Source organism: Streptomyces dysideae, assembly GCF_001514305.1.
GTDB lineage: Bacteria > Actinomycetota > Actinomycetes > Streptomycetales > Streptomycetaceae > Streptomyces > Streptomyces dysideae.
In genome coordinates this window covers 16,437-41,495 of record NZ_KQ949078.1, presented here as the reverse complement: position 1 = coordinate 41,495, position 25,059 = coordinate 16,437, and the positions used below count along the sequence as shown (strand labels likewise).

20 protein-coding genes, 1 tRNA gene and 1 pseudogene are annotated in these 25,059 nt (G+C 70.9%); 10 read left to right on the top strand and 12 right to left on the bottom strand.

The genetic code is table 11. The features are described 5' to 3' along the window. The first annotated feature begins 5 nt into the window (after positions 1-5). From cydB to AQJ91_RS08590, 4 genes and pseudogenes are all read left to right on the top strand, one after another. Positions 6-1,016 carry a cytochrome d ubiquinol oxidase subunit II gene (gene cydB, locus AQJ91_RS08605; protein ID WP_067018146.1) on the top strand — a complete coding sequence of 337 codons (1,011 nt, stop codon included), beginning with the start codon at positions 6-8 and terminating at the stop codon, positions 1,014-1,016. Positions 1,017-1,079: 63 nt separating this feature from the next. Further along, on the top strand, positions 1,080-4,577 hold the full coding sequence (gene cydD, locus AQJ91_RS08600) for a thiol reductant ABC exporter subunit CydD (RefSeq protein ID WP_234381931.1): 3,498 nt from the start codon (positions 1,080-1,082) through the stop codon (positions 4,575-4,577). Positions 4,578-4,672: 95 nt separating this feature from the next. Next, positions 4,673-5,174 (top strand): annotated as a pseudogene (locus AQJ91_RS08595) (GAF domain-containing protein); the annotation flags it as partial. A 237-nt stretch (positions 5,175-5,411) separates the two neighbouring features. Next, the gene (locus tag AQJ91_RS08590) at positions 5,412-6,458 is read left to right on the top strand and encodes a M23 family metallopeptidase (protein WP_067018705.1); all 1,047 of its coding nucleotides are present in this window, start codon (positions 5,412-5,414) and stop codon (positions 6,456-6,458) included. Positions 6,459-6,529: 71 nt separating this feature from the next. Here the strand turns inward: AQJ91_RS08590 and AQJ91_RS08585 are convergent, their stop codons facing one another. The 7 genes from AQJ91_RS08585 to AQJ91_RS08555 all read right to left on the bottom strand — a co-directional run bounded on the left by AQJ91_RS08585 (position 6,530) and on the right by AQJ91_RS08555 (position 13,624). Beyond that, on the bottom strand, positions 6,530-7,417 hold the full coding sequence (locus tag AQJ91_RS08585) for an HAD hydrolase family protein (RefSeq protein WP_199847878.1): 888 nt from the start codon (positions 7,415-7,417) through the stop codon (positions 6,530-6,532). 79 nt (positions 7,418-7,496) lie between these two features. Next, positions 7,497-8,399, bottom strand: coding sequence for an LLM class flavin-dependent oxidoreductase (locus tag AQJ91_RS08580; RefSeq protein WP_067018143.1), 903 nt, complete (start codon positions 8,397-8,399; stop codon positions 7,497-7,499). Positions 8,400-8,517: 118 nt separating this feature from the next. Beyond that, positions 8,518-9,066, bottom strand: coding sequence for an RNA 2'-phosphotransferase (locus AQJ91_RS08575; protein ID WP_067018141.1), 549 nt, complete (start codon positions 9,064-9,066; stop codon positions 8,518-8,520). A 121-nt stretch (positions 9,067-9,187) separates the two neighbouring features. After that, positions 9,188-10,126: a MerR family transcriptional regulator gene (locus AQJ91_RS08570; RefSeq protein WP_067018139.1), complete on the bottom strand. Its 939-nt coding sequence runs from the start codon at positions 10,124-10,126 to the stop codon at positions 9,188-9,190. Next, positions 10,123-10,989 (bottom strand): metal-dependent hydrolase, encoded by an 867-nt coding sequence (locus tag AQJ91_RS08565; RefSeq protein ID WP_067018137.1) that lies wholly within the window; start codon positions 10,987-10,989, stop codon positions 10,123-10,125. The genes AQJ91_RS08570 and AQJ91_RS08565 overlap by 4 nt, the downstream gene beginning before the upstream one ends. Further along, positions 10,986-12,749 (bottom strand): SDR family oxidoreductase, encoded by a 1,764-nt coding sequence (locus AQJ91_RS08560; protein ID WP_067018135.1) that lies wholly within the window; start codon positions 12,747-12,749, stop codon positions 10,986-10,988. Before AQJ91_RS08560 ends, AQJ91_RS08565 begins: the two co-directional genes overlap by 4 nt. Beyond that, a complete protein-coding gene (locus AQJ91_RS08555) occupies positions 12,746-13,624 on the bottom strand; it encodes a M24 family metallopeptidase (RefSeq protein WP_234381924.1) in 879 nt (292 codons plus the stop codon). Before AQJ91_RS08555 ends, AQJ91_RS08560 begins: the two co-directional genes overlap by 4 nt. Before the next feature lie 254 nt (positions 13,625-13,878). On the opposite strand from AQJ91_RS08555, the gene AQJ91_RS08550 reads away from it, so the two are divergent. The 6 genes from AQJ91_RS08550 (at position 13,879) to AQJ91_RS53430 (ending at position 18,109) form a co-directional block, all read left to right on the top strand. Continuing rightward, positions 13,879-14,844, top strand: a complete 966-nt coding sequence (locus AQJ91_RS08550; RefSeq protein ID WP_067018133.1) for an ABC transporter ATP-binding protein — start codon at positions 13,879-13,881, stop codon at positions 14,842-14,844. Further along, positions 14,834-15,760, top strand: a complete 927-nt coding sequence (locus tag AQJ91_RS08545) for a hypothetical protein (RefSeq protein ID WP_067018131.1) — start codon at positions 14,834-14,836, stop codon at positions 15,758-15,760. Before AQJ91_RS08550 ends, AQJ91_RS08545 begins: the two co-directional genes overlap by 11 nt. Further along, the gene (locus AQJ91_RS08540) at positions 15,757-16,668 is read left to right on the top strand and encodes an ABC transporter ATP-binding protein (protein ID WP_067018129.1); all 912 of its coding nucleotides are present in this window, start codon (positions 15,757-15,759) and stop codon (positions 16,666-16,668) included. Before AQJ91_RS08545 ends, AQJ91_RS08540 begins: the two co-directional genes overlap by 4 nt. 10 nt (positions 16,669-16,678) lie before the next feature. Then, on the top strand, positions 16,679-17,398 hold the full coding sequence (locus tag AQJ91_RS08535) for an ABC transporter permease subunit (RefSeq protein WP_067018126.1): 720 nt from the start codon (positions 16,679-16,681) through the stop codon (positions 17,396-17,398). 91 nt (positions 17,399-17,489) lie between these two features. Then, positions 17,490-17,729 (top strand): SGM_3592 family protein, encoded by a 240-nt coding sequence (locus AQJ91_RS08530; RefSeq protein ID WP_067018124.1) that lies wholly within the window; start codon positions 17,490-17,492, stop codon positions 17,727-17,729. 274 nt (positions 17,730-18,003) lie between these two features. Next, a tRNA-OTHER gene (locus AQJ91_RS53430) sits at positions 18,004-18,109 on the top strand. Between the two features lie 40 nt (positions 18,110-18,149). Here AQJ91_RS53430 and AQJ91_RS08525 read toward each other — a convergent pair. The 5 genes from AQJ91_RS08525 to AQJ91_RS08505 all read right to left on the bottom strand — a co-directional run bounded on the left by AQJ91_RS08525 (position 18,150) and on the right by AQJ91_RS08505 (position 25,046). Then, a complete protein-coding gene (locus AQJ91_RS08525) occupies positions 18,150-18,956 on the bottom strand; it encodes an HAD family hydrolase (RefSeq protein WP_067018122.1) in 807 nt (268 codons plus the stop codon). Continuing rightward, positions 18,953-20,230, bottom strand: a complete 1,278-nt coding sequence (gene serS / locus AQJ91_RS08520) for a serine--tRNA ligase (RefSeq protein WP_067018120.1) — start codon at positions 20,228-20,230, stop codon at positions 18,953-18,955. The genes AQJ91_RS08525 and serS overlap by 4 nt, the downstream gene beginning before the upstream one ends. A 553-nt stretch (positions 20,231-20,783) precedes the next feature. Beyond that, positions 20,784-21,716, bottom strand: a complete 933-nt coding sequence (gene pheA, locus AQJ91_RS08515) for a prephenate dehydratase (RefSeq protein WP_067018118.1) — start codon at positions 21,714-21,716, stop codon at positions 20,784-20,786. 70 nt (positions 21,717-21,786) lie between these two features. Further along, positions 21,787-23,085, bottom strand: a complete 1,299-nt coding sequence (gene efeB, locus AQJ91_RS08510; RefSeq protein WP_067018116.1) for an iron uptake transporter deferrochelatase/peroxidase subunit — start codon at positions 23,083-23,085, stop codon at positions 21,787-21,789. An 8-nt stretch (positions 23,086-23,093) separates the two neighbouring features. Then, positions 23,094-25,046 carry a copper resistance CopC/CopD family protein gene (locus AQJ91_RS08505; RefSeq protein ID WP_067018114.1) on the bottom strand — a complete coding sequence of 651 codons (1,953 nt, stop codon included), beginning with the start codon at positions 25,044-25,046 and terminating at the stop codon, positions 23,094-23,096. Between the last annotated feature and the right edge of the window lie 13 nt (positions 25,047-25,059).

The window sequence follows — 25,059 nt, the reverse complement described above, 5'->3', positions numbered from 1 at the left end:
CAGTCATGGAACTTCACGACGTCTGGTTCGTCCTGATCGCCGTCCTGTGGATCGGCTATTTCTTCCTGGAGGGCTTCGACTTCGGAGTCGGCATCCTCACCAAGCTGCTCGCCCGTGACCGGCCCGAGCGGCGGGTGCTGATCAACACCATCGGGCCCGTTTGGGACGGCAACGAGGTGTGGCTGCTCACGGCGGGCGGCGCGACCTTCGCCGCATTCCCCGAGTGGTACGCCACGCTCTTCTCCGGCTTCTATCTGCCCCTGCTGATCATCCTGGTCTGCCTGATCGTCCGGGGCGTCGCCTTCGAGTACCGGGCGAAGCGGCCCGAGGAGAACTGGCAGCGCAACTGGGAGCACGCGATCTTCTGGACCTCGCTGATCCCGGCGTTCCTGTGGGGCGTGGCCTTCGGCAACATCGTGCGGGGCGTGAAGATCGACCAGGATCTCGAGTACGTCGGCAACTTCTGGGACCTGCTCAACCCGTACTCCCTGCTCGGCGGCCTGGTGACGCTGACGCTGTTCACCTTCCACGGGGCGGTGTTCACGGCGCTCAAGACCGTCGGGGACATCCGGGAGCGGGCGCGGACGCTGGCCCTGCAAGTCGGTCTCGCCACGGCCGTGTCGGCGCTGATCTTCCTGCTCTGGACGCAGATCGAGAACGGCGACGGCAAGAGTCTGGTCGCCCTGGTCGTGGCCGTCGCGGCGCTGGTCTCGGCGCTCGTGGCGAACCAGGTCGGGCGCGAAGGATGGTCGTTCGCCCTGTCCGGCGTCACCATCGTGGCCGCCGTGGCGATGCTCTTCCTGACGCTCTTCCCGAACGTCATGCCGTCCTCGCTCAATGACGAGTGGAGCCTCACGGTCACCAACGCCTCGTCGAGTCCGTACACCCTGAAGATCATGACGTGGTGTGCGGCGATTGCCACGCCGGTCGTCCTGCTCTACCAGAGCTGGACCTACTGGGTGTTCCGCAAGCGGATCGGTACGCAGCACATCGCCGACACCGCTGCCACTCACTGAGTCCACCGCGGAGGGGTGCTTCACGATGTTTCACGTGAAACACCCCTCTCTGGGCCGAAGGGCATGTTTCACGTGAAACCCATCGATCCGCGTCTCCTCCGCTACGCCCGAGCCACCCGCCTCTTCCTGATGGCGGTCGTCGGCCTGGGCGCCGTCGGCGCGGGGCTGATCATCGCGCAGGCCATGCTCATCGCCGAGATGGTGGTGGGTGCGTTCCAGCAGGGGCTGTCGGCCGCCGAACTCCGCACTCCCCTGCTGCTGTTGGTGGCCGTCGCCTGCGGTCGTGCCCTGGTCAACTGGCTCACCGAGCTCGCCGCCCACCGGGCGAGCGCGGCGGTGAAGTCGGAGCTGCGGGGCCGGCTGCTGGAGCGTGCCGCCGAGCTCGGTCCAGGCTGGCTGAGCGGGCAGCGGACCGGATCGCTGGTCGCCCTCGCCACGCGGGGCGTTGACGCCCTCGACGACTACTTCTCGCGCTATCTGCCACAGTTGGGGCTGGCGGTGGTCGTGCCGGTGGCCGTGCTGGCGCGGATCGTGACCGAGGACTGGGTCTCAGCGGCCATCATCGTCGGCACCCTGCCGCTCATCCCGGTCTTCATGGTGTTGATCGGCTGGGCCACGCAGTCCCGGATGGACCGTCAGTGGCGGCTGCTGTCACGGCTGTCCGGGCACTTCCTGGACGTCGTCGCGGGGCTGCCGACGTTGAAGGTGTTCGGGCGGGCCAAGGCGCAGGCCGAGTCGATCCGGCGGATCACCGGCGAGTACCGGCAGGCGACCATGCGGACGCTGCGGATCGCCTTCATCTCGTCGTTCGCGCTGGAACTGCTTGCGACGATCTCGGTGGCCCTGGTCGCCGTGACCATCGGTATGCGGCTCGTCCACGGCGAGATGCATCTGTACGACGGGCTCGTCGTCCTCGTCCTCGCGCCCGAGGCGTATCTGCCGCTGCGCCAGGTCGGGGCGCAGTACCACGCGGCGGCGGAGGGGCTGGCCGCGGCCGAGGAGATCTTCGAGGTGCTGGAGACGCCCGTGCCGGAGTCGGGCAGCGCGCCGGTGCCGTCCGAGGCGGTGTCCTTCGAGGGCGTGACGGTCCGGTATCCCGGGCGTTCCGGGGACGCCGTGACGGACGCGTCCTTCGCCGTCGAGCCCGGGGAGACGGTCGCGCTCGTCGGGCCGTCCGGGGCGGGCAAGTCGACGCTGCTGAACGTCCTGCTGGGGTTCGTGCGGCCGACCGAGGGGCGGGTACTGGTCGGGGGAGCCGATCTCGCCGAGGTCGACCTGGAGCAGTGGCGGTCGCGGATCGCGTGGGTGCCGCAGCGGCCGCACCTGTACGCCGGGACGATCGCCGAGAACGTACGGCTGGCGTGTCCCGACGCGGACGACACCGCCGTACGAAGGGCGCTGGAGGACGCGGGCGCGCTGGAGTTCGTGGCCGCGCTTCCGCAGGGCGCCGACACCCTGCTCGGCGAGGACGGGGCCGGGCTGTCCGCCGGGCAGCGGCAGCGGCTGGCGCTGGCCCGGGCGTTCCTCGCGGACCGGCCCGTACTGCTGCTCGACGAGCCGACCGCCGCGCTCGACGGGGCCACCGAGGCCGAGGTCGTGGAAGCGGTACGGCGGCTGGCCGTGGGGCGGACCGTGCTGCTCGTGGTCCACCGGCCGGCGTTGCTCGGGGTGGCGGACCGGGTCGTGCGGCTGGCGGAGGCGATCGCGCCCGCTCCCCCGGAGGGCACGGCGAAGGTGGCCGCGGCGCCCCTGATCGAGGAGCAGGCCACCGTCGAGGCCGCTTCCGACGAGCCGGCCGAGACGGCGGCCCCCCGCGGCGTCCTGGCCCGCGTCCGCGCCATGTCCGGCGCCCGGCGCGGACGGCTCGGCCTCGCGCTGCTGCTCGGGAGCCTCGCGCTCGGCAGTGCCGTCGGGCTGATGGCCACCTCCGGGTGGCTCATCTCGCGGGCCTCGCAGCAGCCGCCCGTGCTGTATCTGATGGTCGCCGTGACAGCCACGCGGGCCTTCGGCATCGGGCGGGCCGTCTTCCGGTACGCGGAGCGGCTGGTGTCGCACGACGCGGTGCTGCGGATGCTCGCCGACACCCGGGTCGCCGTCTACCGGCGTCTGGAGCGGCTGGCGCCCGCCGGGCTGCGCACGACCCGCCGGGGTGACCTGCTGTCACGGCTCGTCGCCGATGTGGACGCCCTGCAGGACTACTGGCTGCGGTGGCTACTGCCCGCCGGTGCCGCAGTCGTCGTGTCCGCCGGGTCCGTCGGCTTCACCGCCTGGCTGCTGCCCGAGGCCGGTGCCGCGCTCGCGGTCGGGCTGCTGGCGGCAGGCGCCGGTGTCCCCGTCGTCACCGGTGCCGTCGCCCGGCGGGCCGAACGCCGGCTGTCCCCCGCCCGCGGGGTACTGGCGACGCGCGTGACCGACCTGCTCACCGGCACCGCCGAACTGACCGTCGCCGGTGCCCTGCCCGCCCGCACCGCCGACACCCGGCGGGCCGACGGGACCCTCACCCGGATCGCCTCGCGTGCCGCCACCGCCACCGCGCTCGGCGACGGGCTCACCGCCCTCGTCTCCGGGCTGACCGTCGCCGCCACCGCCCTCGTGGGCGCCCAGGCGGTCGCCGACGGGCGGCTGAGCGGCGTGGCCATGGCCGTCGTCGTACTCACCCCGCTGGCCGCCTTCGAGGCCGTCCTGGGGCTGCCGCTTGCCGTGCAGTACCGGCAGAGGGTGTACCGGAGTGCCGAGCGCGTGCACGAGGTGCTGGACGCGCCCGAGCCCGTACGGGAGCCGGAGCGGCCCCGGCAGGCGCCCGCGTCCCCCTTCCCGGTCGCCGTCAGGGGCCTGACCGCCCGTCACGCCGGGCAGGACCGGGACGCCCTGGCAGGGCTCGACCTGACCCTGGAACAGGGGCGCCGGATCGCCGTGGCCGGGTCGTCCGGCTCCGGCAAGACGACACTGGCGCAGGTGCTGCTGCGGTTCCTGGACGCGGACGCCGGCTCATACACGCTGGGCGGCGTGGACGCGTACGCCCTGGACGGCGACGACGTACGACGGCTCGTCGGGCTGTGCGCGCAGGACGCGCACCTCTTCGACAGCTCCGTGCGCGAGAACCTGCTCCTCGCCAAGAAGGACGCCACCGAGGACGAACTGCGCGACGCCCTCAAGCGCGCCAGGCTGCTCGACTGGGCCGACGGTCTGCCCGACGGGCTCGACACCCTCGTCGGCGAGCACGGGGCACGGCTGTCCGGCGGACAGCGGCAGCGGCTCGCACTGGCCCGCGCGCTGCTCGCCGACTTCCCCGTCCTCGTCCTCGACGAGCCCGCCGAACACCTCGACCTGCCGACCGCCGACGTGCTCACCGCCGACCTGCTGGCCGCCACCGAAGGCCGCACGACGCTGCTCATCACCCACCGGCTGGCCGGGCTGGACGCCGTGGACGAGGTGGTCGTGCTGGACGGCGGGCGCGTGGTGCAGCGTGGCTCTTATGCCGAGCTGACCGCCGTGGACGGGCCGCTTCGGGGGATGGCGGAGCGGGAGGAAGAGGCGGATCTGCTGGTGGGGGTGCGGTAGGGCCATGGGGCGTGCTCGGCTTTCGGTGGCGGACCGGTTCGACTTTCGGTGAGCCGGCCGACCCGGCCGCGCGGCTGCCGCAGTTGCTGGAGGCGATGCGGTCCGTCGGCAGCGGGCTCGAGCTGCACGCCACGCTGGACCGGATCGGCGAGACCGCCGCCGCGCTCACGGACGCCCGCTACGCGGCCATCGGCGTCGTCGCCGAGGACGGGGACGGGCTCGCCGACTTCGTCCACCACGGCGTCGACGAGGGCACCGCGCGGCGGATCGGACGGCTGCCCGACGGGGACAAGGGGCGGCTCGGCGCCCCCAGAGGACCCGTGGTCCTGCGGCTTCCCCGAGCACCATCCGCCGATGCGCGGCTTCCTCGGCGTCCCCATCCGGGTGCAGGGGGAGATCTTCGGGAACCTGTACCTGACCGAGAAGCGGTGCGGGCAGCCGTTCGACGACTGCGACCTCGCCATGGTCCGCGTGCCGGTCACCGAGGCCGGGATCGCCATCGGCGACGCGCGCCTGTACGAGGCCGCCCAGCAGCGCGAGCGCTGGATCGACGGATCGGTCGCCGTCACCACTGCCCTGCTGTCCGGCGGGGACGCCGGCCCACGCATCGCCACCGGGTTCGCACGCGACTTCGGACCGGCCATGATGCTGCCGCTGCCGCCGAGCTGCGGTCGGGCCCGGTCGACACCTTGGTCGGCGACCTCACCGGCAAGAACCTCATCGCCGCCCCTGCGCGTGTGGCAGGCACCGCACTGAGCCATCCGCAGCAACCGTTCCCCCAGGCGTACGACTTGAACAGGACCGCGACCCCCAGTGCGGGCCACGATCGCTGACATGCGATCACTTCGCCGTCACCCGCTGTTCGTTCCGGTGCTGCTGTGCGCGCTCGCCGTGCTCGCGGCTCGTCCGACCGAAGCCGCCGACGGCGGTGGCGACTCCGACATCAGTGCCCAGGTGGCCCGGCTGTACGAGGACGCCGCCGTGGCGACGCAGCAGTACGAGGCGGGGCGGCAGGAGGCCGAGGCGCAGCGGGGGAAGGCGGAGCGGATCGAGGGGCTGCTCGACCGGGAGCGGCGGGAGATCGCCGTGATGCACGAGGACCTGGGCCGCATCGCGCGCGCCCAGTACCGCACCAGTGGCGGGATGCCGCTCACCGCGCAGATCGTTCTCGCGCGCAGCCCGGACGAGCTGATGCGCGGTCAGCATGTCTTCTCGCAGGCGAATCTGGCCGTCAGCAACGCCATCGACAAGAGCCGCCGGGCCGAGGCGAGGCTCGCCGCGGACGAGGCGAAGGCCGCGGCGGCCTGGCAGATGCTGGAGAAGCGGAACGCCCAACTCGCCTCGCTGAAGAAGGACATCGAGCAGAAGCTCGAAGAGGCGCGGGGGCAGCTGCAGGGGCAGGCCGACGCCTCCGTCGCGGCCGGCGCGTGCCGCGGTGCCGTCCGGCTCGACCAGCCGCGAACGAGCTTCACCCAGACCTGGGTCGCGCCCGTGGAGACGTACGAGCTGTCCGCGGGGTTCGGCAACGGCGGGGCACGGTGGGCGAACCGGCACACCGGGCAGGACTTCGCGGTGCCGATCGGGACGCCGGTGCGGGCGGTCGGCGCGGGCCGGGTGGCGAAGGTGTCGTGCGGCGGCGCTTTCGGCATCGAGATCGTCGTCCAGCACGCGGGCGGCTACTACACGCAGTACGCCCATCTCGCCGCCGTCAGCGTCGATCAGGGCGAGCGGGTGAGCACCGGCCAGCGGATCGGCCAGTCGGGCACCACCGGCAACTCCACCGGCCCGCACCTGCACTTCGAGGTGCGGGTCACCCCGGAGTTGGGGTCGGGGGTGGATCCGGTGCCGTGGCTGACGGCACGAGGGGTGCCGCTCGGATAGCTGCCCGGCCGGCGCGTCTGTAAGGGGCGCGCTCCATGGGCGGCGCGCCACTTACATCCGTACGGCGCCTCTCACATCCGGTCCGCCAGCATCCGCTCGATCACGACCGCCACCCCGTCCTCGTTGTTGGCGACCGTCCGGCCCGACGCGGCGGCGATCACATCGGGGTGCGCGTTGCCCATCGCGTACGACTGTCCGGCCCACGTCAGCATCTCGACGTCGTTCGGCATGTCCCCGAAGGCGACGACCTCCTCGTGGGAGATGCCGCGCTCGGCGCAGCACAGGGCGAGCGTGCTGGCCTTGGAGACGCCGGGGCCGCTGATCTCCAGCAGGGCGCTGGGGCTGGAGCGGGTGACGTTGGCGCGCTCGCAGATGGCGAGGCGGGCGAGGGTGAGGAAGGCGTCGGGGTCGAGCGTGGGGTGGTAGGCCAGGATCTTCAGCACCGGCTCGTCAGTGCCCGGCGCGTCCGGCCCCAGCAGCCACTCGGCGGGCGCGAGGTCGTCCGGTATCTCCATGTGCAGCTTGGGATAGTCCGGCTCCTGGTAGAAGCCGTACGTCTGCTCGACCGCGTACACCGTGCCCGGCGCGGCCTCGCGCAACAGCCGTACGGTGTCCAGGGCGTTCGCCCGCGCCAGCTCTCGCACCTTCACGAACTTGTGGGCGCCGGGGCCGCCGTGCAGGTCGACCACGGCGGCGCCGTTTCCGCAGATCGCCAGGCCGTGGCCGTGGACATGGTCGCTGACGACGTCCATCCAGCGGGCCGGGCGGCCGGTGACGAAGAAGACCTCGACACCCGCCTCCTCGGCCGCGGCCAGTGCGGCCACCGTGCGCGGGGACACCGACTTGTCGTCCTGTAGCAGCGTGCCGTCGAGGTCGGTGGCGATGAGCCGCGGGCGGACCGCGGCGGCCGGGGTCTGGGGCTGTCGAGTCGCTGAGGTCACCCCGCCATTCTCCCGCATATGCCCGCACGGGCGTGCGGCAGTCCGCACATGTGAGGAGACGCATGAGGAGATACCACCCCCCACCAGGACCGCCGGCTCAGCGCAGCTGCGCGGCCGCCTCCATGGCGATCTGCTCGAAGATCTTCTCGTCCACCGCGAAATCCGAGTCCGGGATGGGCCAGTGGACCACGATCTCGGTGAAACCCAGCTCCTGATGGCGCCCCGCGAAGTCCACGAACGCGTCCAGCGACTCCAGCGGGCGGCCCTGGTCGGGGGTGAAACCGGTGAGCAGGATCCTGTCGATTCCGGCCGCGTTCCGGCCGATCTCGTCGCATGCGTCGGTCAGCTGCTCGACCTGCTCGCGAATGGCCTGAATCGACTGTTCGGAAGTGCCGTTCTCGTACAGCTTGGGGTCGCCAGTGGTCACCCACGCCTGGCCGTAGCGCGCGGCGAGCCGGAATCCGCGCGGCCCGGTCGCGGCCACCGTGAAGGGCAGCCGGGGGCGCTGCACACAGCCCGGGATGTTGTGCGCCTCGTGCGCGGAGTAGAAATCGCCCTCGTACGACACCGAACCCTCGGTCAGTAGCCGGTCGAGCAGCTGCACGAACTCGGCGAACCGGTCGGCACGCTCGCGCGGCGTCCACGGGTCCTGCGCGAGCACGGTGGCGTCGAACCCGGAGCCGCCCGCACCGACGCCCAGCGTGAACCTGCCGCCGCTGATGTCGTCGAGGGAGATCAGCTCCTTGGCGTAGGGCACCGGATGCCGGAAGTTCGGCGAGGTCACCAGGGTGCCCAGACGGAGACGGTCGGTGATGGCCGCGGCGGCGGTCAGCGTCGGCACGGCACCGAACCACGGGCCGTCCCGGAAGCTGCGCCAGGACAGGTGGTCGTATGTGTACGCGGTGTGGAAGCCGAGCTGCTCCGCCCGTTGCCACGCCTCACGGCCACCTTCGGACCAGCGGCGATACGGGAGGATCACGGTGCTCAGGCGCAAGCTCATGCTTCGAGCGTATGCGCCCGAATGGGTTTCACGTGAAACAGTCACCGTGCGCGGCCGCTCAGCCACGGGCTGAGCGTGATCACCTCGTGGGGCGGGGGGCCCGCCGATCACGCCGCCGTCAGTGGCCTGCTGGAAACCGCAGGTACTCCGACGGCACCGCCTTCGTCAGCCACACCCCATTGGCGCTGACATGGAAGACATGGCCGTCGCGGTGCATGGCGCCGGCGTCCACGGAGAGCACCACGGGGCGGCCACGCCGGGCGCCGACCCTGGTCGCCGTCTCGCGGTCGGGTGAGAGGTGTACGTCGTGCCGGTTCATGGGCCGCAGGCCCTCGGCGCGGATCGCGTCCAGGTAGCGGGCCACGGTGCCGTGGTAGAGGTACTGCGGGGGTGTCGCCGGGGGCAGTCCGAGTTCGACGTCGATGCTGTGGCCCTGGCTGGCGCGGATGCGGGTTCCTTCGATCGCGAAGCGCTTCTTGTCGTTCGCGGCGACCACGTGGTCCAGCTCGTCCCGCGTGAACCGGAAGCCGTGCGCGGCGGCCGCGGCGATCAGTACGTCGATCTCGACCCAGCCGCCCTCGTCGAGGGCGAGCCCGATCCGCTCGGGCTGGTGGCGCAGGTGTTTCGAGAGATACTTCGACACCTTTACGGCGCGTCTTTCATCCATGCCCTCAGGGTGCGGGAGAGACGTGGATCACGCGAATGATTTCGAACCGGATGTTTGATCCACAGCCAAGTACTGTTATCCACAGGGGAATTGGCGATTCTGTGGACAACTGACCTTCAAATCAGGGTGTTTGATCAAGATCAGCTGATGTGGCGTGACTTGCGGCGAGCCGGTCCAAAGCGCGTGCCCTCACCTCCCGTTCGGCGGCCAGCGTGATGAACGCCGCGACCTGGTCCGGGCCAACCAGCCTCTCCACAGCCTGCATCGTCTCGGCGGGCAGGGCCACGGAACGCGTCTGGTTCCGCTCCTCCGCCGCTTCTCCCGTGCCGAGCTGCCGGCGCAGCTGCCGTACCGCCAACAACCGCATCGCGCGGGCCAGTTCCGCGTCCACCGTCTGCTGCGCGAGCGGTCGCAGTCGGCGGACGAGAGAGGCCGCCTCGGCCGCGTCCGCGTCGGTCGGACGGTGGGGTCCGTCGAGGTAGCGAGCGAAGACGTGCTCGGTGGTGAACTCCAGGAAGCGGGCGGCGATGTGCTCGACCTGTCCCCTCAACTCCCGTAGGTGGCCGGAGATCGCGGACAGCGGCACTCCGGCCGCGTGCAACTCGACGGCCACGGCGAGTTCTTGGGGGCTCGGGACGAGGAAGGAGTCCTCGTCGCCGGAGACCGGTTCCAGTATCCCGAGCTCCACGCCGTCGGCGACCGCCGCGTCGTCCGGGGTGCCGCCGAACCGTTCGTCCAGCTCGGCGCGTGAGATCCGTACCGCCTCCTCGTCGGTCCACGGCCCGTCCACCTCGGCGACCAGCCCGAGCACCCCGCCGAGACCGCGGCCCGCGTCGTAGGCGTCCAGGAGTTCCTTGATGGAGGCCAGGGTGTAGCCGCGGTCGAGGAGGTCGGCGATCTGGCGCAGCCGGACGAGATGGGCGTCGGAGTAGAGGTTGGCGCGGCCGTGGCGCTCTGGGCGGGGGAGCAGGCCGCGGTCCTGGTAGGCGCGGATGGTGCGGACCGTGGCGCCGCTGAGGTGGGCCAGGTCCTCGATCCGGAGGCAGGGTGTGTCGCTCACGCGGCCGCCCTCGCCGCCGGTGACCTCCGCAGGTACTCCACCGCCCGGCTCAACGACCCTTCCCGCGACGGGTGGTACGACCGCCGGACGTACCGGGGTATCGCCGCGCCCAGTTCTTTCCACGCGGGCAACAGGCCCTTGCGCACAGCCCTGTCGTGCTCGGCGAGAGAGCAGCGGATGCGGCCCGCCAGCTGGGGATCGTGCCGGATCGGATACGCCGTTCCCCACATCCACATGTCGAGCATCACCGGCGCAGTGACCGCCATGCCCGCGATCCGGCGGGCGTACCGGGATCTCCCGGGGCCGCCGCAGTGCTGGTACATGTCGAAGACGACCGCGCGGTGTTCGACCTTCTCGGCGCCGTGCCGGCGCAGCAGGTCGAGCATGACCTCGTCGGCGCCGGCCCGGTCCAGGCCGTCGGCGGCCAGGACCCAGTCGCCGAGGACCGCCGTGAACTGCTCGATCGCCGCGACGACCGCCAGCCGCAAGCGCAGCCACTCGCGGTCGGCTATCGGCGCGCCCAGCGGGGGACGCTCGCCGAGCAGCCGTTCGAAGAGGAAGTCGACGTGCCGGGTGAAGTCGGCGGTGTCGAGCTTCTCGGCCGCCAGGTGGTCCAGCACGTGCGCGTGCTGGACGCTGTGCGTGGCCTCCTGGCCCATGAATCCCTTCACGTCATCGAGGAGTCCGGGGTCCCTGACCAGCGGCAGTCCCTCCTTGAAGACCTTCACGAACCATCGCTCCCCCGCCGGCAGCAGCAGGTGCAGCACGTTGATGACATGGGTCGCGGTCGGCTCGCTCGGGATCCAGCGCAGCGGCGTGCGCGACCGGTCGAACGACACGCGGCGGGGAGCGATCCCGGTCACAGGGGTGGCTCCAGCCGCGCGATCGCCCGCAGCGCCCGCGGCGTGAAGCGGGACATGAGGTGGGCGCCCCGGGCCTCCGGCGTCACCGGGACGACGGCCTGGTTGCGTACCACCGCCCGCAGGATCGCGTCGGCGACCTTCTCCGGCGGGTAGTTCCGCAGCGCGTACAGCCGCGCCGACTTCTTCTGCCGCCGCTTCTCCTCCGCCGCGTCGACGCCGGCGAAGCGCGCGGTCGAGGTGATGTTGGTGTTGACGAAGCCGGGGCAGATCGCACTCACGCCGATGCCCCGGCCCGCCAGTTCGGCGCGCAGGCACTCGCTCAGCATCAGCACCGCCGCCTTGGAGGTGCTGTAGGCGGGCAGCGCCCGGGAGGGCTGATAGGCGGCCGCCGACGCGGTGTTGACGATGTGGCCGCCCTGGCCGCGCTCGGCCATCTGCTTCCCGAAGAGGCGGCAGCCGTGGATGACGCCCCACAGGTTGACGTCGAGGACCTCCTTCCAGTGCTCCGGCGTGGTGTCGAGGAAGGCGCCGCCCAGGCCGATCCCGGCGTTGTTCACCAGGACGTCGACCACGCCGTACTCGGCGGCGACCTTCGCGGCGAGCTTCTCCATGGCCTGCTCGTCGGAGACGTCGACGGTCTCCGCCCAGGCCTCGGGGGCGCCGATCAGCCGGGACATCTCGGCGGTGCGGGCCGCGCCCTCCGCGTCCCGGTCGACGGCCACCACGCGCGCGCCGGCCTCGGCGAACGCGTACGCCGTCGCCCGCCCGATGCCGCTGCCCGCGCCGGTGACCAGCACGAGCTGCCCGCCGAACCGGTCGGCGTACTTCCCGGTCGCTGTCACCGCCCGCGGCCGTCCGCCCTCGACGGACGTGACGAACTCGGTGATCCAGGCGGCCAGTCGGTCGGGTCGGGTGCGCGGGATCCAGTGCTTGGCCGGGAGGGTGCGCCGGGTCAGCTGCGGGGCCCACAGCTCCAGTTCGTCGTAGAGCTTCTCGGAGAGGAAGGCGTCATCGAGGGGCGTGATGAGCTGCACGGGCGCGTGCGCGTACGCATCGGTGCGCGGGCGACGCAGCCGGGCCCGTACGTTGTCCCGGTACAGCCACGCCCCGTGCGCCGCGTCTGTGGGCAGCGACGAGGTGGGGTAGCCGCCGTTGCCGGGGACCTTCTCGACGCGCTCCAGGATCTTCGGCCAGCGCTTGCCGAGGGGGCCGCGCCAGGCCAGTTCGGGCAGCACGGGCGTGTGCAGCAGACAGATGTACCAGGACTTGGCGCCCTGCCCGAGGAGCTGGCCGACCCGGCGTGGTGTGGGGTGCTTGAGGCGCTTGTTGATCCAGTGGCCGAAGTGGTCGAGGGAGGGGCCGGACATCGAGGTGAAGGACGCGATGCGGCCCTCGGTGCGCTGGACCGTGGCGAACTCCCAGGACTGCACCGAGCCCCAGTCGTGCCCCACCAGATGCACCGGCCGGTCCGGGCTGACCGCGTCCGCGACGGCCAGGAAGTCGTCCGTCAGCTTCTTCAGCGTGAACCCGCCCCGCAGCGGCCGCGGAGCCGTCGAGCGGCCGTGGCCCCGGACGTCGTACAGCACGACATGGAAGCGCTCCGCCAGCCGCGGTGCGACCTCGGACCACACCTCCTTGCTGTCCGGATAGCCGTGCACCAGGATCACCGTCGGCTGTCCGGGGTCCCCCAGCTCGGCGACGCACAGCTCGACCCCGCCGGTCCGCACCCGGCGCTCACGCGCACCCGTCAGCACCGTCACTCGTCCTCCGCCCAGCGCCGCTCTCCGCCACGCTCGAACGACCTCGCGCGGGGGGACCCCCACGGCAGATCGTCGTCCAGCCAGAAGGCGCTCTGCTCGGGGTCCCTGGAGTCGGTGACGACGAGGATCTCCTCGAACTTCGCGCCGGTACCCCGGAAGCCGAGGTGCGGTTCGACCGCCCACAGGCCCGGCTGCGGCGGGTGGTCGGAGGAGCGGTACGGCGACCACAGCGGCGACCAGCCCTCGCGGTGGCCGTGGAACGCGTCGCTCGCCAGGCCCTTCAGGGACTGGGTGCCGAACCCGAAGACATGCGGTGACCAGCGGCGCTGCCGCACCCGGTCCACCTTGTGCGCGATCACGCCGAACGGATACGCGCGGTGCCGGTTGGCGTAGCCCTGGCGGACCATCAGACGGTCCACGTCCTCGTAGATCTCCCGCAGCGACCGCCGCTCGCGCACCTCGCGCAGGATCAGCTCGCGGTGCGCCTCCAGGTCGGCCATCAGCTTGTTCTGCACCGGGTTGATGCCGAGCGAGCCCGAGTAGCCGATGTCGGCCGTGAAGCCGTCGTAGACCGGGGCCATGTCCAGGATGAACGGCATCCCCGGCTCCAGCCGGCGGTGGGTGGGGAAGAACTGCAGCGGGAGACGGAAGTTCACGAACGCCGTGCGGTCCCCGAACCAGGCGAAGGGCAGATGGAACCAGTCCCGCACCCCGCGCTCGCGCAGCCACTCGCGCTGCATCCGCGCCGCCTCGCGCTCGGTGATCCCCGGCTCCAGCCGCGCCGCGACGGCCTCGGCGCACTCGTACGCCAGCCGCTGGACCACCCGGAACCCCCGCAGATCCTTGGAGAGTTCGCCTGTCACCGCCGTAGTCATGCCACCGCCCCACTCGTCCACACTGACTGCGGTACGTGCCCGTAACTTGACACTGGCGAATGTGACAGTTGTTAGAGGCTGCGTCAATAGACCTGCTTCGGCCTGTGGAAAACCTCGCGGATGTGGAAAACCACGGCCGCGTTGTTCGACCTCAGGGTGACCCCTAGGGCCCCGTACGTCTTGAGTCTGACGTCAAGACAGCTCTGCGGGGTGACGACCGGCGTGGCATGGGTCACTACCTTCGAAGCGTGACTGTGATCGCGACCGAAAGCCTGAGCAAGCGGTTCCCCCGGGTGACCGCGCTTGACCGGCTCTCCGTGGATGTCGGGCCCGGTGTGACCGGACTCGTCGGAGCCAATGGAGCCGGCAAGTCCACACTGATCAAGATCCTGCTGGGTCTGTCCCCCGCCACCGAGGGCCGCGCCGAAGTGCTCGGCCTCGATGTCGCCACCAAGGGCGCCGACATCCGCGAGCGCGTCGGGTACATGCCGGAGCACGACTGTCTGCCGCCCGACGTCTCGGCCACCGAGTTCGTCGTCCACATGGCGCGCATGTCCGGCCTGCCGCCCACCGCGGCCCGCGAGCGCACCGCGGACACCCTGCGCCACGTCGGCCTGTACGAGGAGCGTTACCGCCCCATCGGCGGCTACTCCACCGGCATGAAGCAGCGCGTGAAGCTCGCGCAGGCACTCGTCCACGACCCCCAGCTGGTCTTCCTGGACGAGCCGACCAACGGCCTCGACCCGGTCGGCCGCGACGAGATGCTCGGCCTCATCCGCCGCATCTACACCGACTTCGGCATCTCGGTCCTGGTCACCTCGCACCTGCTGGGCGAACTGGAACGCACCTGCGACCACGTGGTCGTCGTCGACGGCGGCAAGCTCCTGCGCTCCAGCTCCACCACCGACTTCACCCAGACCACGACGACCCTCGCCATCGAGGTCACCGACACCGACGAGCACCCGGACGGCACGCGCGCGGTGCGTGAAGCGCTGCACGCGCGCGGTGCGGACGTCGTCGACGGCGGCGGAGGCCTCCCGGGCGCCGGGCACGTCCTGTTGCTCACCGCGCAGGGCGAGGAGACATACGACCTGGTGCGCGACGTGGTCGCCGACCTCGGCCTCGGCCTGGTGCGCATGGAACAGCGCCGGCACCACATCTCAGAAGTCTTCAAGAGCGAGGACGAGCAGCGGAAGGAGGCGGTCGGCCATGGCAGTTGAGCACCCCGTAGCGACCCCGGCGGGTGACCAGACCCGCATCCACAACATCGGCTACCGCGCCTACGACGGCCCTCGCCTGGGCCGCGCCTACGCCCGCCGCTCCCTCTACTCGCAGTCCCTGCGCGGCTCCTACGGCCTCGGCCGCTCGGTGAAGTCCAAGGTGCTGCCGATGCTGCTGTTCGTGGTGATGTGCGTGCCCGCGGCCATCATGGTCGCCGTCGCGGTCGCCACGAAGGCCAAGGACCTGCCCCTCGACTACACGCGCTACGCGATCGTCATGCAGGCCGTCATCAGCCTGTACGTCGCCTCGCAGGCACCCCAGTCGGTCTCCCGCGACCTGCGCTTCAAGACCGTCCCGCTGTACTTCTCGCGGCCCATCGAGACCGCCGACTACGTACGGGCGAAGTTCGCGGCGCTGGCCTCCGCGCTGTTCGTCCTCACCGCCGCCCCGCTTCTGGTGCTCTACGTGGGCGCACTGCTGGCCAAGCTCGACTTCGCCGACCAGACCAAGGGATTCGCACAGGGACTCGTGTCCGTGGCACTGCTCTCACTGCTCTTCGCCGGCCTCGGCCTGGTCATCGCGTCGGTCACCCCGCGCCGTGGCTTCGGCATCGCGGCCGTGATCGCCGTCCTGACCATCTCCTACGGCGCGGTTTCCACACTCCAGGCCATCGCCGACGCCCAGTCCCTCGGTGACGGTGGGGGCAGCAGCGGCGCCATCGCCTGGATCGGCCTCTTCTCGCCGGTCACGCTCATCGACGGCGTGCAGTCCGCCTTCCTGGGCGCGAGCTCCGCGTTCCCCGGCGGGGTGGGCCCGAGCAACGGCGAAGGGGTCGTCTACGTCCTCGTCACCCTGGGCCTGATCGCCGCCTGCTACGGCCTCCTGATGCGCCGCTACCGAAAGGTCGGACTGTGACCACACTCGCCCTCGACCACGTCTCCCGCTGGTTCGGCAACGTGGTCGCCGTCAACGACATCACCATGACGATCGGCCCCGGCGTCACCGGCCTCCTCGGCCCCAACGGCGCCGGAAAGTCCACCCTCATCAACATGATGGGCGGCTTCCTGGCCCCCTCCACCGGCACCGTCACTCTCGACGGCCGGCAGGTGTGGCGCAACGAGTCGATCTACCAGCACATCGGCATCGTCCCCGAGCGTGAGGCGATGTACGACTTCCTCACCGGCCGCGAATTCGTCGTCGCCAACGCCGAGTTGCACGGCCTGGGCGCCAAGGCCGCCCAGCGGGCACTCGCCACCGTCGAGATGGAGTACGCGCAGGACCGCAAGATCCAGACGTACTCCAAGGGCATGCGGCAGCGCGTGAAGATGGCGTCCGCCCTGGTCCACGACCCGTCGCTGCTCCTGCTCGACGAGCCCTTCAACGGCATGGACCCGCGCCAGCGCATGCAGCTCATGGACCTGCTGCGGCGCATGGGCGACGAGGGCCGCACCGTGCTGTTCTCGTCCCACATCCTCGAAGAGGTCGAGCAGCTCGCCCGCCACATCGAGGTCGTCGTCGCCGGACGGCACGCGGCCAGCGGCGACTTCCGCCGGATCCGCCGTCTGATGACCGACCGGCCGCACCGCTACCTGGTGCGCTCCAGCGACGACCGAGCCCTCGCGGCCGCGCTGATCGCCGACCCGTCGACGTCCGGCATCGAAGTCGACCTCACGGAGGGTGTGCTGCGCGTCCAGGCCGTCGACTTCGGCCGGTTCACGGCCCTGTTGCCGAGGGTGGCCAGGGACCACGGCATCCGGCTGCTCACGGTCTCGCCGTCCGACGAGTCCCTCGAGTCCGTCTTCTCGTATCTCGTCGCGGCGTAGGAGGCCGAAGATGTACGACCCCACAGTCGCCCGACTCACCTACCGAGCCCTGCTCGGCCGCCGCCGGGCCCTCATCCTGGGCGCCCTGCCACTGCTGCTCATCGTCATCGCCGTGGCCGTGCGCGGCCTCGCCGGCGCCGACGACCAGACGGCCGCCGACGTCCTGGGCGGCCTCGCGCTCGCCACCATGGTGCCGATCATCGGCGTCATCGCCGGCACCGGCGCGATCGGCCCGGAGATCGACGACGGCTCCGTCGTCTACCTGCTGTCCAAGCCCATCAAGCGGCCCACGATCATCTTCACCAAGCTGATCGTCGCGATCGCCGTCACGATGGTCTTCTCGGCGGTGCCCACACTCGTCGCGGGCCTCATCCTGAACGGCAACGGCCAGCAGATCGCCGTCGCCTACACGGTGGCCGCCCTGGTCGCCTCCATCGCCTACGCCGCGCTCTTCCTGCTGCTCGGCACGGTGTCCCGGCACGCGGTGGTCTTCGGCCTCGTCTACGCCCTGGTCTGGGAGGCCCTGTTCGGCTCGCTGGTGGAGGGCGCGCGCACGCTGAGCGTCCAACAGTGGGCGCTGGCCGTGGCGCAGAAGGTCTCCGGAGGAGACATGGTGACGTCCGACGTCGGACTGCCCACCGCGACCGTGCTGTTGGCGGCGGTCACCGTACTGGCGACCTGGTACGCGGGGCAGAAGCTGCGGTCGCTGACGCTGGCCGGGGAGGAGTAGGCAACTCGGATCTTGACGGGGGCTTCACCTCTGTCCAGGCACACTGGGCAACAAGGGACGGGGGGACGGCTGGACGGCTAGGAGGACGGGGATGGCAGGCGAGACGCCGCAGTACGACGACCGTGAGCAGTCCGGGGGCGGGTGGGACGACCTGGTCCTGGACGAGGACTTCATACGGTCCGCCGAGACCTCCGAACCGTCCGCCCGGGCCCGCATGCTGGCCGCGCGCTGGCGCGACACCGAGCCCGAGCCGCAGCCCTGGCGCTCCGACGAGCCGCCCGCCGGGTGGTTCTTCAGCAAGGGACGCCGTCGCAGGTGGCGGCGCCGGTAGGACGTCGTACGGCCGCTCTTTAATCGGTGGCGCCCAACTCCTCGTACAGGCACAGTGGTTATGTCCACACAACGCCGGACGTACGGGGTCGGCGCCACACACCGGGAGAGGAGCGGGACGATGTCCATGCACGGCAGTACGTCCAGCTCCCTTCAGGGCAGCCCGCGGCGGACTCCGGAGTAGCTACCGCTCCGAAGAGCCCGCTCCGCAGGGGGAGCTGCCCGGGGCGGCCGCTTCGAGCACGCGACTCGCTCTCGCGTGAGGCCGCCCACCCGGAGGATTGGCCGAGTGGTAAGGCACTGGCTTGCGCTGTGCTCAATCAGAAGCAAGTCATGGTCGGGCCTGGAAAGCCCGCGCACGTTCGATTCGTGCATCCTCCGCACACCGTGAGTGCTCACAGCCGCAGGGCACTTGCGAAGCTCAGCCCAGCAACCGCTCCACCACCACCGCGATTCCGTCCTCCTCGTTGGAGGACGTCACCTCGTCCGCCACCGCCGTCAGTTCCACATGGGCGTTGGCCATCGCCACGCCCCGGGCCGCCCAGGCGAACATCGGGATGTCGTTGGGCATGTCGCCGAAGGCGATCGTGCCGGCGGCCTTGAGACGCAGGCGGCGGGCCGCCAGGGACAGGCCCGTGGCCTTGGAGAGGCCGAGGGGGAGGAGCTCCACGATGCCCTCGCCGGCCATGGTGACCGTGACGAAACCACCGGCGGCGCGCTGGGCCACCTCGGCGAGCTCGTCGTCCGTGAGGGTCGGGTGCTGGATGTAGAGCTTGTTCAGCGGCGCGGTCCACAGGTCGGCCGCGTCCGTGAACGGCGTCGCCGGGAGCGTGCCCTGCACCTCGTAGCCGGGCCCGACCAGCACGTCACCGTCCAGGCCGTCGCGGCTCGCCGCCAGGAACAGCGGGCCGGTCTCCGCCTCGATCTTGGCCAGGGCCACACCCGCGAGCTGCCGGTCCAGGGTGACCGAGGTCAGCAGCCGGTGCTCGCCCGCGTGGTACACCTGCGCGCCCTGCCCGCAGACGGCGAGGCCCGCGTAGCCCAGGTCGTCGAGGATGTGCCGGGTCCACGGGACGGAGCGCCCCGTCACCACGATGTGCGCGGCGCCCGCCGCGGTGGCCGCGGCGAGCGCGTCACGGGTGCGCCGCGAGACCGACTCGTCGGAGCGCAGGAGCGTTCCGTCGAGGTCGGTCGCGATCAGTCCGAAGGGGAAGCCGTCGGCCGTCACTTGGCGACCGGCTCCAGGACCTCCCGGCCACCCAGGTACGGGCGCAGCACCTCGGGGACCCGGACGGAGCCGTCGGCCTGCTGGTGGTTCTCCAGGATCGCCACGATCGTGCGCGGTACGGCGCACAGCGTGCCGTTGAGCGTGGCCAGCGGCTTGACCTGCTTGCCGTCGCGGACGCGGATCGACAGCCGGCGGGACTGGAACTCGGTGCAGTCCGACGTCGAGGTCAGCTCGCGGTACTTGCCCTGGGTCGGGATCCACGCCTCGCAGTCGAACTTGCGGGCGGCCGAGGAGCCGAGGTCACCGGAGGCGACATCGATGACGCGGTACGGCAGCTCCAGCGACGTCAGCCACTGCTTCTCCCACTCCAGCAGGCGCTGGTGCTCGGCCTGCGAGTCCTCGGGGGAGACGTAGGAGAACATCTCGACCTTGTCGAACTGGTGCACGCGGAAGATGCCCCGGGTGTCCTTGCCGTGCGAGCCGGCCTCGCGGCGGAAGCAGGGCGAGAAGCCCGCGTAGCGCAGCGGCAGACGGTCGGCGTCGATGATCTCGTCCATGTGGTACGCCGCGAGCGGGACCTCGGACGTGCCGACGAGGTACAGGTCGTCCTTGTCGAGGTGGTAGACGTCCTGGGCCGCCTGGCCGAGGAAGCCGGTGCCGGCCATCGACTGCGGGCGGACCAGCGCCGGGGTCAGCATCGGCGTGAAGCCGGCCGCCGTGGCCTGGGCGATCGCCGCGTTGACCAGGGCCAGCTCGAGCAGGGCGCCGACGCCGGTGAGGAAGTAGAAGCGGGAGCCGGAGACCTTGGCGCCGCGCTCCACGTCGATCGCGCCGAGGATCTGGCCGAGCTCCAGGTGGTCCTTGGGCTCGAAGCCCTCGGCGCCGAAGTCGCGGATCGTGCCGTGCGTCTCGAGGGTGACGAAGTCCTCCTCGCCGCCCACGGGGACGTCCGGGTGGACGAGGTTGCTGAGTCGGAGGAGGAGCTCCTGGGTCTCGGTGTCGGCCGCGTCACGCTCGGCGTCGGCGGCCTTGACGTCGGCGGCGAGCTGGCTCGCCTTCTTCAGCAGCTCGGCCTTCTCGTCTCCGGAGGCCTTGGGGATGAGCTTGCCGAGCGACTTCTGTTCGGCACGCAGCTCGTCGAAGCGGACGCCGGACGACCTGCGCCGCTCGTCGGCAGACAGGAGGGAGTCGACGAGCGCGACGTCCTCTCCACGGGCGCGCTGGGAGGCGCGCGCACGGTCGGGGTCCTCACGGAGCAGGCGAAGGTCAATCACGCGGTCAAGGCTACCGGTGCGGGGTGAGAGCTCACGACTCACTATTCCGGACTGCACCTTACGTACCGTTATGAAGGAATTGCGGCGGGTGTCAATAAAAAGGTGCCTCACTCACCGGAACGGGTCGGGTGCCAGGGGTCCGGTTGACTCGATTTCCTTGTGGGGAACGGGACTTGGGGCCGCCCCGTCCACAGGGATCCACAGCCCCGGAAAGTTATCCACAGGCTGTGCGAAAGATCTGTGGATGCCGGAAGTGATCATTCCGAATCGGGGTGTGCGGGGCGAAGAATTCCCTAGCCAAACCCTCTGTGTGCCCACTTTCGAGTGGAAATGGGTCACCTCAAAGGATTGATCAAAGGAAACGAGTGGACGAAGGGTGACCTGTGGGGCTGTGGACGAACTTGGGGGCCGCAGGACGATTTGTCGACTGAGTGGTACTTCGTTGTCGACTTGTCCCCACGTCGAGAAGCCAACCTGTGGATAACGCCTGTGGATAACGAAAATATGCAGGTAGGAGCAGCAGGAAACGCCCCAGAAACCCAAGGGGAACGCCCTAGAAACGGCCGTCCTGGCACCGCGCCACCCAGTCCGAGGCCGCGACGAACTCCTCGTCCGACGTCCCCGGCAGCGGAGCACGCACGTCCGCCACGCTCGCGTCCGCACGCGGGTACGAGCCCAGGAACCGCACCTGGCGGCAGATCCGCTTGAGCCCCATCAGGGCCTCGGCCACCCGGCGGTCGGAGATATGGCCCTCGGCGTCGATGCAGAAGCAGTAGTCGCCGATGCCCGCGCCGGTCGGCCGGGACTGCAGCAGCATCAGGTTGATGCCGCGGGTGGCGAACTCGCCCAGCAGGTCGCGCAGCCCGCCGGGATGGTCGTCGCGCTGCCACAGCACGATGGACGTCTTGTCCGCGCCGGTCGGCGCCGCGGGCCGGGCGGGCCGGCCGACCAGCACGAACCGCGTCTGCGCGTTCTCGGCGTCGTGGATCTTGGTCTCCAGGGCCTCAAGGCCGTACCGGGCGGCCGCGAACTCGCCCGCGAAGGCGGCGTCGTACTGGCCCTCCTGGACCAGCCGCGCGGCGTCCGCGTTCGAGGCGGCCGACTCCCAGAGGGCGTCCGGGAGGTTCTTCTTCAGCCAGTTGCGCACCTGCGGCTGGGCGGCGGGGTGCGCGGAGACCGTCTTGATGTCCGAGAGCTTCGTACCGGGCCGGACCAGCAGTGCGAAGGTGATCGACAGCAGGACCTCGCGGTAGATCATCAGCGGCGCGCCCGCGACCAGCTCGTCGAGCGTGGTGGTGATCCCGCCCTCGACGGAGTTCTCGATCGGCACGAACGCGGCCTCGGCCTCGCCGGTGCGCACCGCGTCGAGCGCGGACTGCACGGACACGTACGGGATCAGCTCCCGGGTGGCCGTCTCGGGAAGAGTGCGCAGGGCGACTTCGGTGAAGGTGCCTTCGGGACCGAGATACGCATAGCTCGCTGGCATGACCTCACCCTAATGGGGCTTGCGAAACCCGGCGTACACAGCTCGCCGCAGCCCCTCCAAGGGATGCCCCTCACCCCTCCAGCAACCGCTGCCCCACATACTCCCCCTCTGCCGCCCCGCCCGGCACCGCGAACAGGCCGCTCGCCTCATGGCGGATGAACTTCGACAGCGCGTCCCCGCGGTCGAGCTTGCGCTGGACCGGGACGAAGGCGCGCAGGGGGTCGGCCTGCCAGCAGACGAAGAGGAGGCCCGCGTCGGGCACGCCGTCCGTGTCGAAGCCGTCGTGGTAGGAGAAGGGGCGGCGGAGCATTGCCGCGCCGCCGTTCTGGTCGGGGCGGCTGATGCGTGCGTGGGCGTTGATCGGGACGATGAGATTGCCCTGGGTGTCGGTCTTCTCCAGGTCCATCTCGGTCGTCTCGGTGCCCCCGGACAGCGGTGCGCCGTTGGACTTGCGGCGCCCGACGACGTCCTCCTGCTCCTTGACCGAGAGCTGCTCCCAGTCGTCGAGGAGCATCCGGATGCGGCGTACGACGGCGTAGGAGCCGTTCGCCATCCAGGCCGGGTCCTTCGAGCCGGAGGCGGGCACGAAGATCCGCTGGTCGAAGTCGGACTCCGTCGGCTTCGGATTGCGCGTGCCGTCCATCTGGCCCATGAGGTTGCGGGCCGTCATGGGCTGGGCGGTGGCGCCAGGCGAGCGGTTGAAGCCGTTCATCTGCCAGCGGATCCGGGCCGCGCTGCCCGCGTCCTTCTGGATGGCGCGCAGGGCGTGGAAGGCGACCAGCGCGTCGTCGGCGCCGATCTGTACCCACAGGTCGCCGTTGCTGCGGGACTTGTCGAGCTGGTCGGAGGAGAAGTCGGGCAGCGGGTCGAGCGCGACCGGGCGCTGCTTCTCCAGGCCGGTGCGGCCGAAGAAGCTGTGCCCGAAGCCGAAGGTGAGAGTCAGGGACGAGGGTCCCGCGTCCCGGGCGACATCGGTGTCGTCCTGCTTTGCCGCCTCGCCCGCCATCAGCCGTCGGGCTGTTTCCGACCAGCGGCGCAGCAGTGCGGCCGCTTCCTCGCGGCCCGAGCCCGCCGCCAGGTCGAAGGCGACGAGGTGGCCGCGGGCCTGGAGGCCCTGGGTGATGCCGGGCTGATGTTTCCCGTGAAACATCGACTGGCCGGTGCCGAGTGAGGCGAGCGGTGTGGCTTCGGCGGGCCGGGCGGCGTACCCCACGGCTCCGCCGGCCGCGCCGAGTACGAGCCCGGTGGCGCCGGCGGTACCGAGCAGTCGTCGCCGCGAAACGCCCTCTTCAGGGGATGAGTTTTCGGAAACGCCCGCATTGAGTGCCGTCTCGGGGGTGCGGGCCTCCGGAATGGACTGGTCAGCCATGGTGTGGTTCAGCCGATCTGCGCGTTCTTGGAGACAGTGGTCTGGTCGATGTCGGAGGTCCGGACGGTCACGGCGATGCTCCATTCGCCCGCCATGGGGATCTGCACTCCGGTCGCCGTCCAGTGTCCGGTCGTGATGTGGTCGGGGACGACGGGCAGCGGCCCGATGTCCTGGGACTCGAGGGTGAAGGCGACCTTCACCTCGGGGATGTCGAAGGCGCGGCCGTTGGGCCGCTCCACGTAGACGTGCATCTCGTTGCCGCCCACGCGCGCGGGGTCGAGGTCGATGCGTACGAGTCCCTTGCCGTCCTCGCCGCCGGTGTCGAACGACATGTCCAGGGTCAGTGCCCCGGAAGACGTGTCGGCGGAGGCGGAGGCGGACGACGAGGTGGCCGCCCGGGCCTCCTCCTCCGTACGTCCCGGTTCGGTCGACGTGAGGATGGTGGTGACGGCGAGGAGGACGACGGCGACGCCCGCTTCGGCGAGCACCGAGCGGCGCAGTCCGAAGCGGTTGGGGTCGGCGTCCCGCTGCCGTTTCTGGCGTGCGGTGTCGATGGCGGCCCGCTGTCGGGCGAGTTGGGCGGCGCGCTTGGAGTCGCCGGCCGCGGCATGCTCGGAGTCACCGGCGGTGGCGCCCGCGTTGACGTGTTCCTTCTCGGGCTCACGCGCGCGCGTGGCCGTGGTGTCCGCCAGCCGGGCCGTCCACCGCCGTGAGATCCACGCGACGCCGACCAGCAGCAGCACGAGCCCGATCTTGAGGAGCAGCAGCTGTCCGTACCGGGTGCCGGTGAACGCCGACCACGAGCCGAGCTGGCGCCACGACTGGTAGACGCCGGTCGCGACCAGCGTGAGCACGCTGCCGAAGGCGACACGGGAGAAGCGCTGTACGGCTGCCGAGTCCACCGGCACGTCGGCTGATCGGTACAGGGCGACGAGCAGTGCGGCGAGCCCGCCGAGCCAGGCCGCGACGGCGAGCAGGTGGACGATGTCGACGGGCATCGCGAGCCCTGCCTGGAGCCCGGTCGAGGCGTGCTCGGACATGGCCCAGCTCGCGGCGAGCCCGGCGGCCACGACGGTCCCGCCGATCCCGAGCCCGAAGGTCAGGTCCCGCTTCTCCTCGTCCTCGCTTGAATCAGGCAGTCGGCGCGAAGCGCCGTCGTTCACGGTGGTGGTGGGAGACGGGCGGGCGTAGGCGCCGAACAGCACGGCGACGAACAGCGCCGCCGCGGCGAGCAGCAGCAGCCGGGAGACGAGTGCCGCGCCGGTCTTGGTCTGCAGCACCTGTCCGAGCAGGGTCAGGTCGAAGACGTCGGCGAGCTTGGCGGTGCTGGTGTACGCGCCGCGCAGCAGGAGGAGTCCGAGGGTGGCCGCGGTGAGCGCGAGCCATCCGGAGACGACGAGCCGCTGCAGGGCGCGCACCCCGGAGCCGCGCTGCCAGCAGGCGAGGACGAAGGCGCCGCCGCCCACCATGACGATGAAGCCGGCGTACGACACGTACCGTCCGAACCCGTAGAGCACGCCGACGACCCCGCCGCCCGCGCTCTGGTCGGTCACCGAGACGGAGGTGGCGGAGGGAGCGCCGATGGAGAAGGTGTAGGCGCCGGCGACGGGGTGGCTGTCCTCGGAGACGATCTGGTAGCTGACGGTGTAGGTGCCGTCGGGCAGGCCGCTGTGGAGTTTCACGGCGTACGTGGTGCCGCCGGCGTTGGCCGGTTTGCCGTCGTCGACGCGCTTGCCCTTGGGGTCGAGCACGCGCAGGGCGTCGTCGGACATCGCGACCGACTCGGAGAAGGTGAGCGAGATCCGCGTCGGGGCCTTGTCGACCACCGCCCCCTGCCGGGGGTCGCTGCCGGTCAGCGCGGCGTGCGCGGAGACCGGTCCGGCGCCGGCGAGGAGCAGGCCCGCCGCGGTCAGGAGCAGCAGCACCAGGGTGCGGACGCGGGGGGCGATGGTCGGCGTCAAGGGTGGTCCCTCC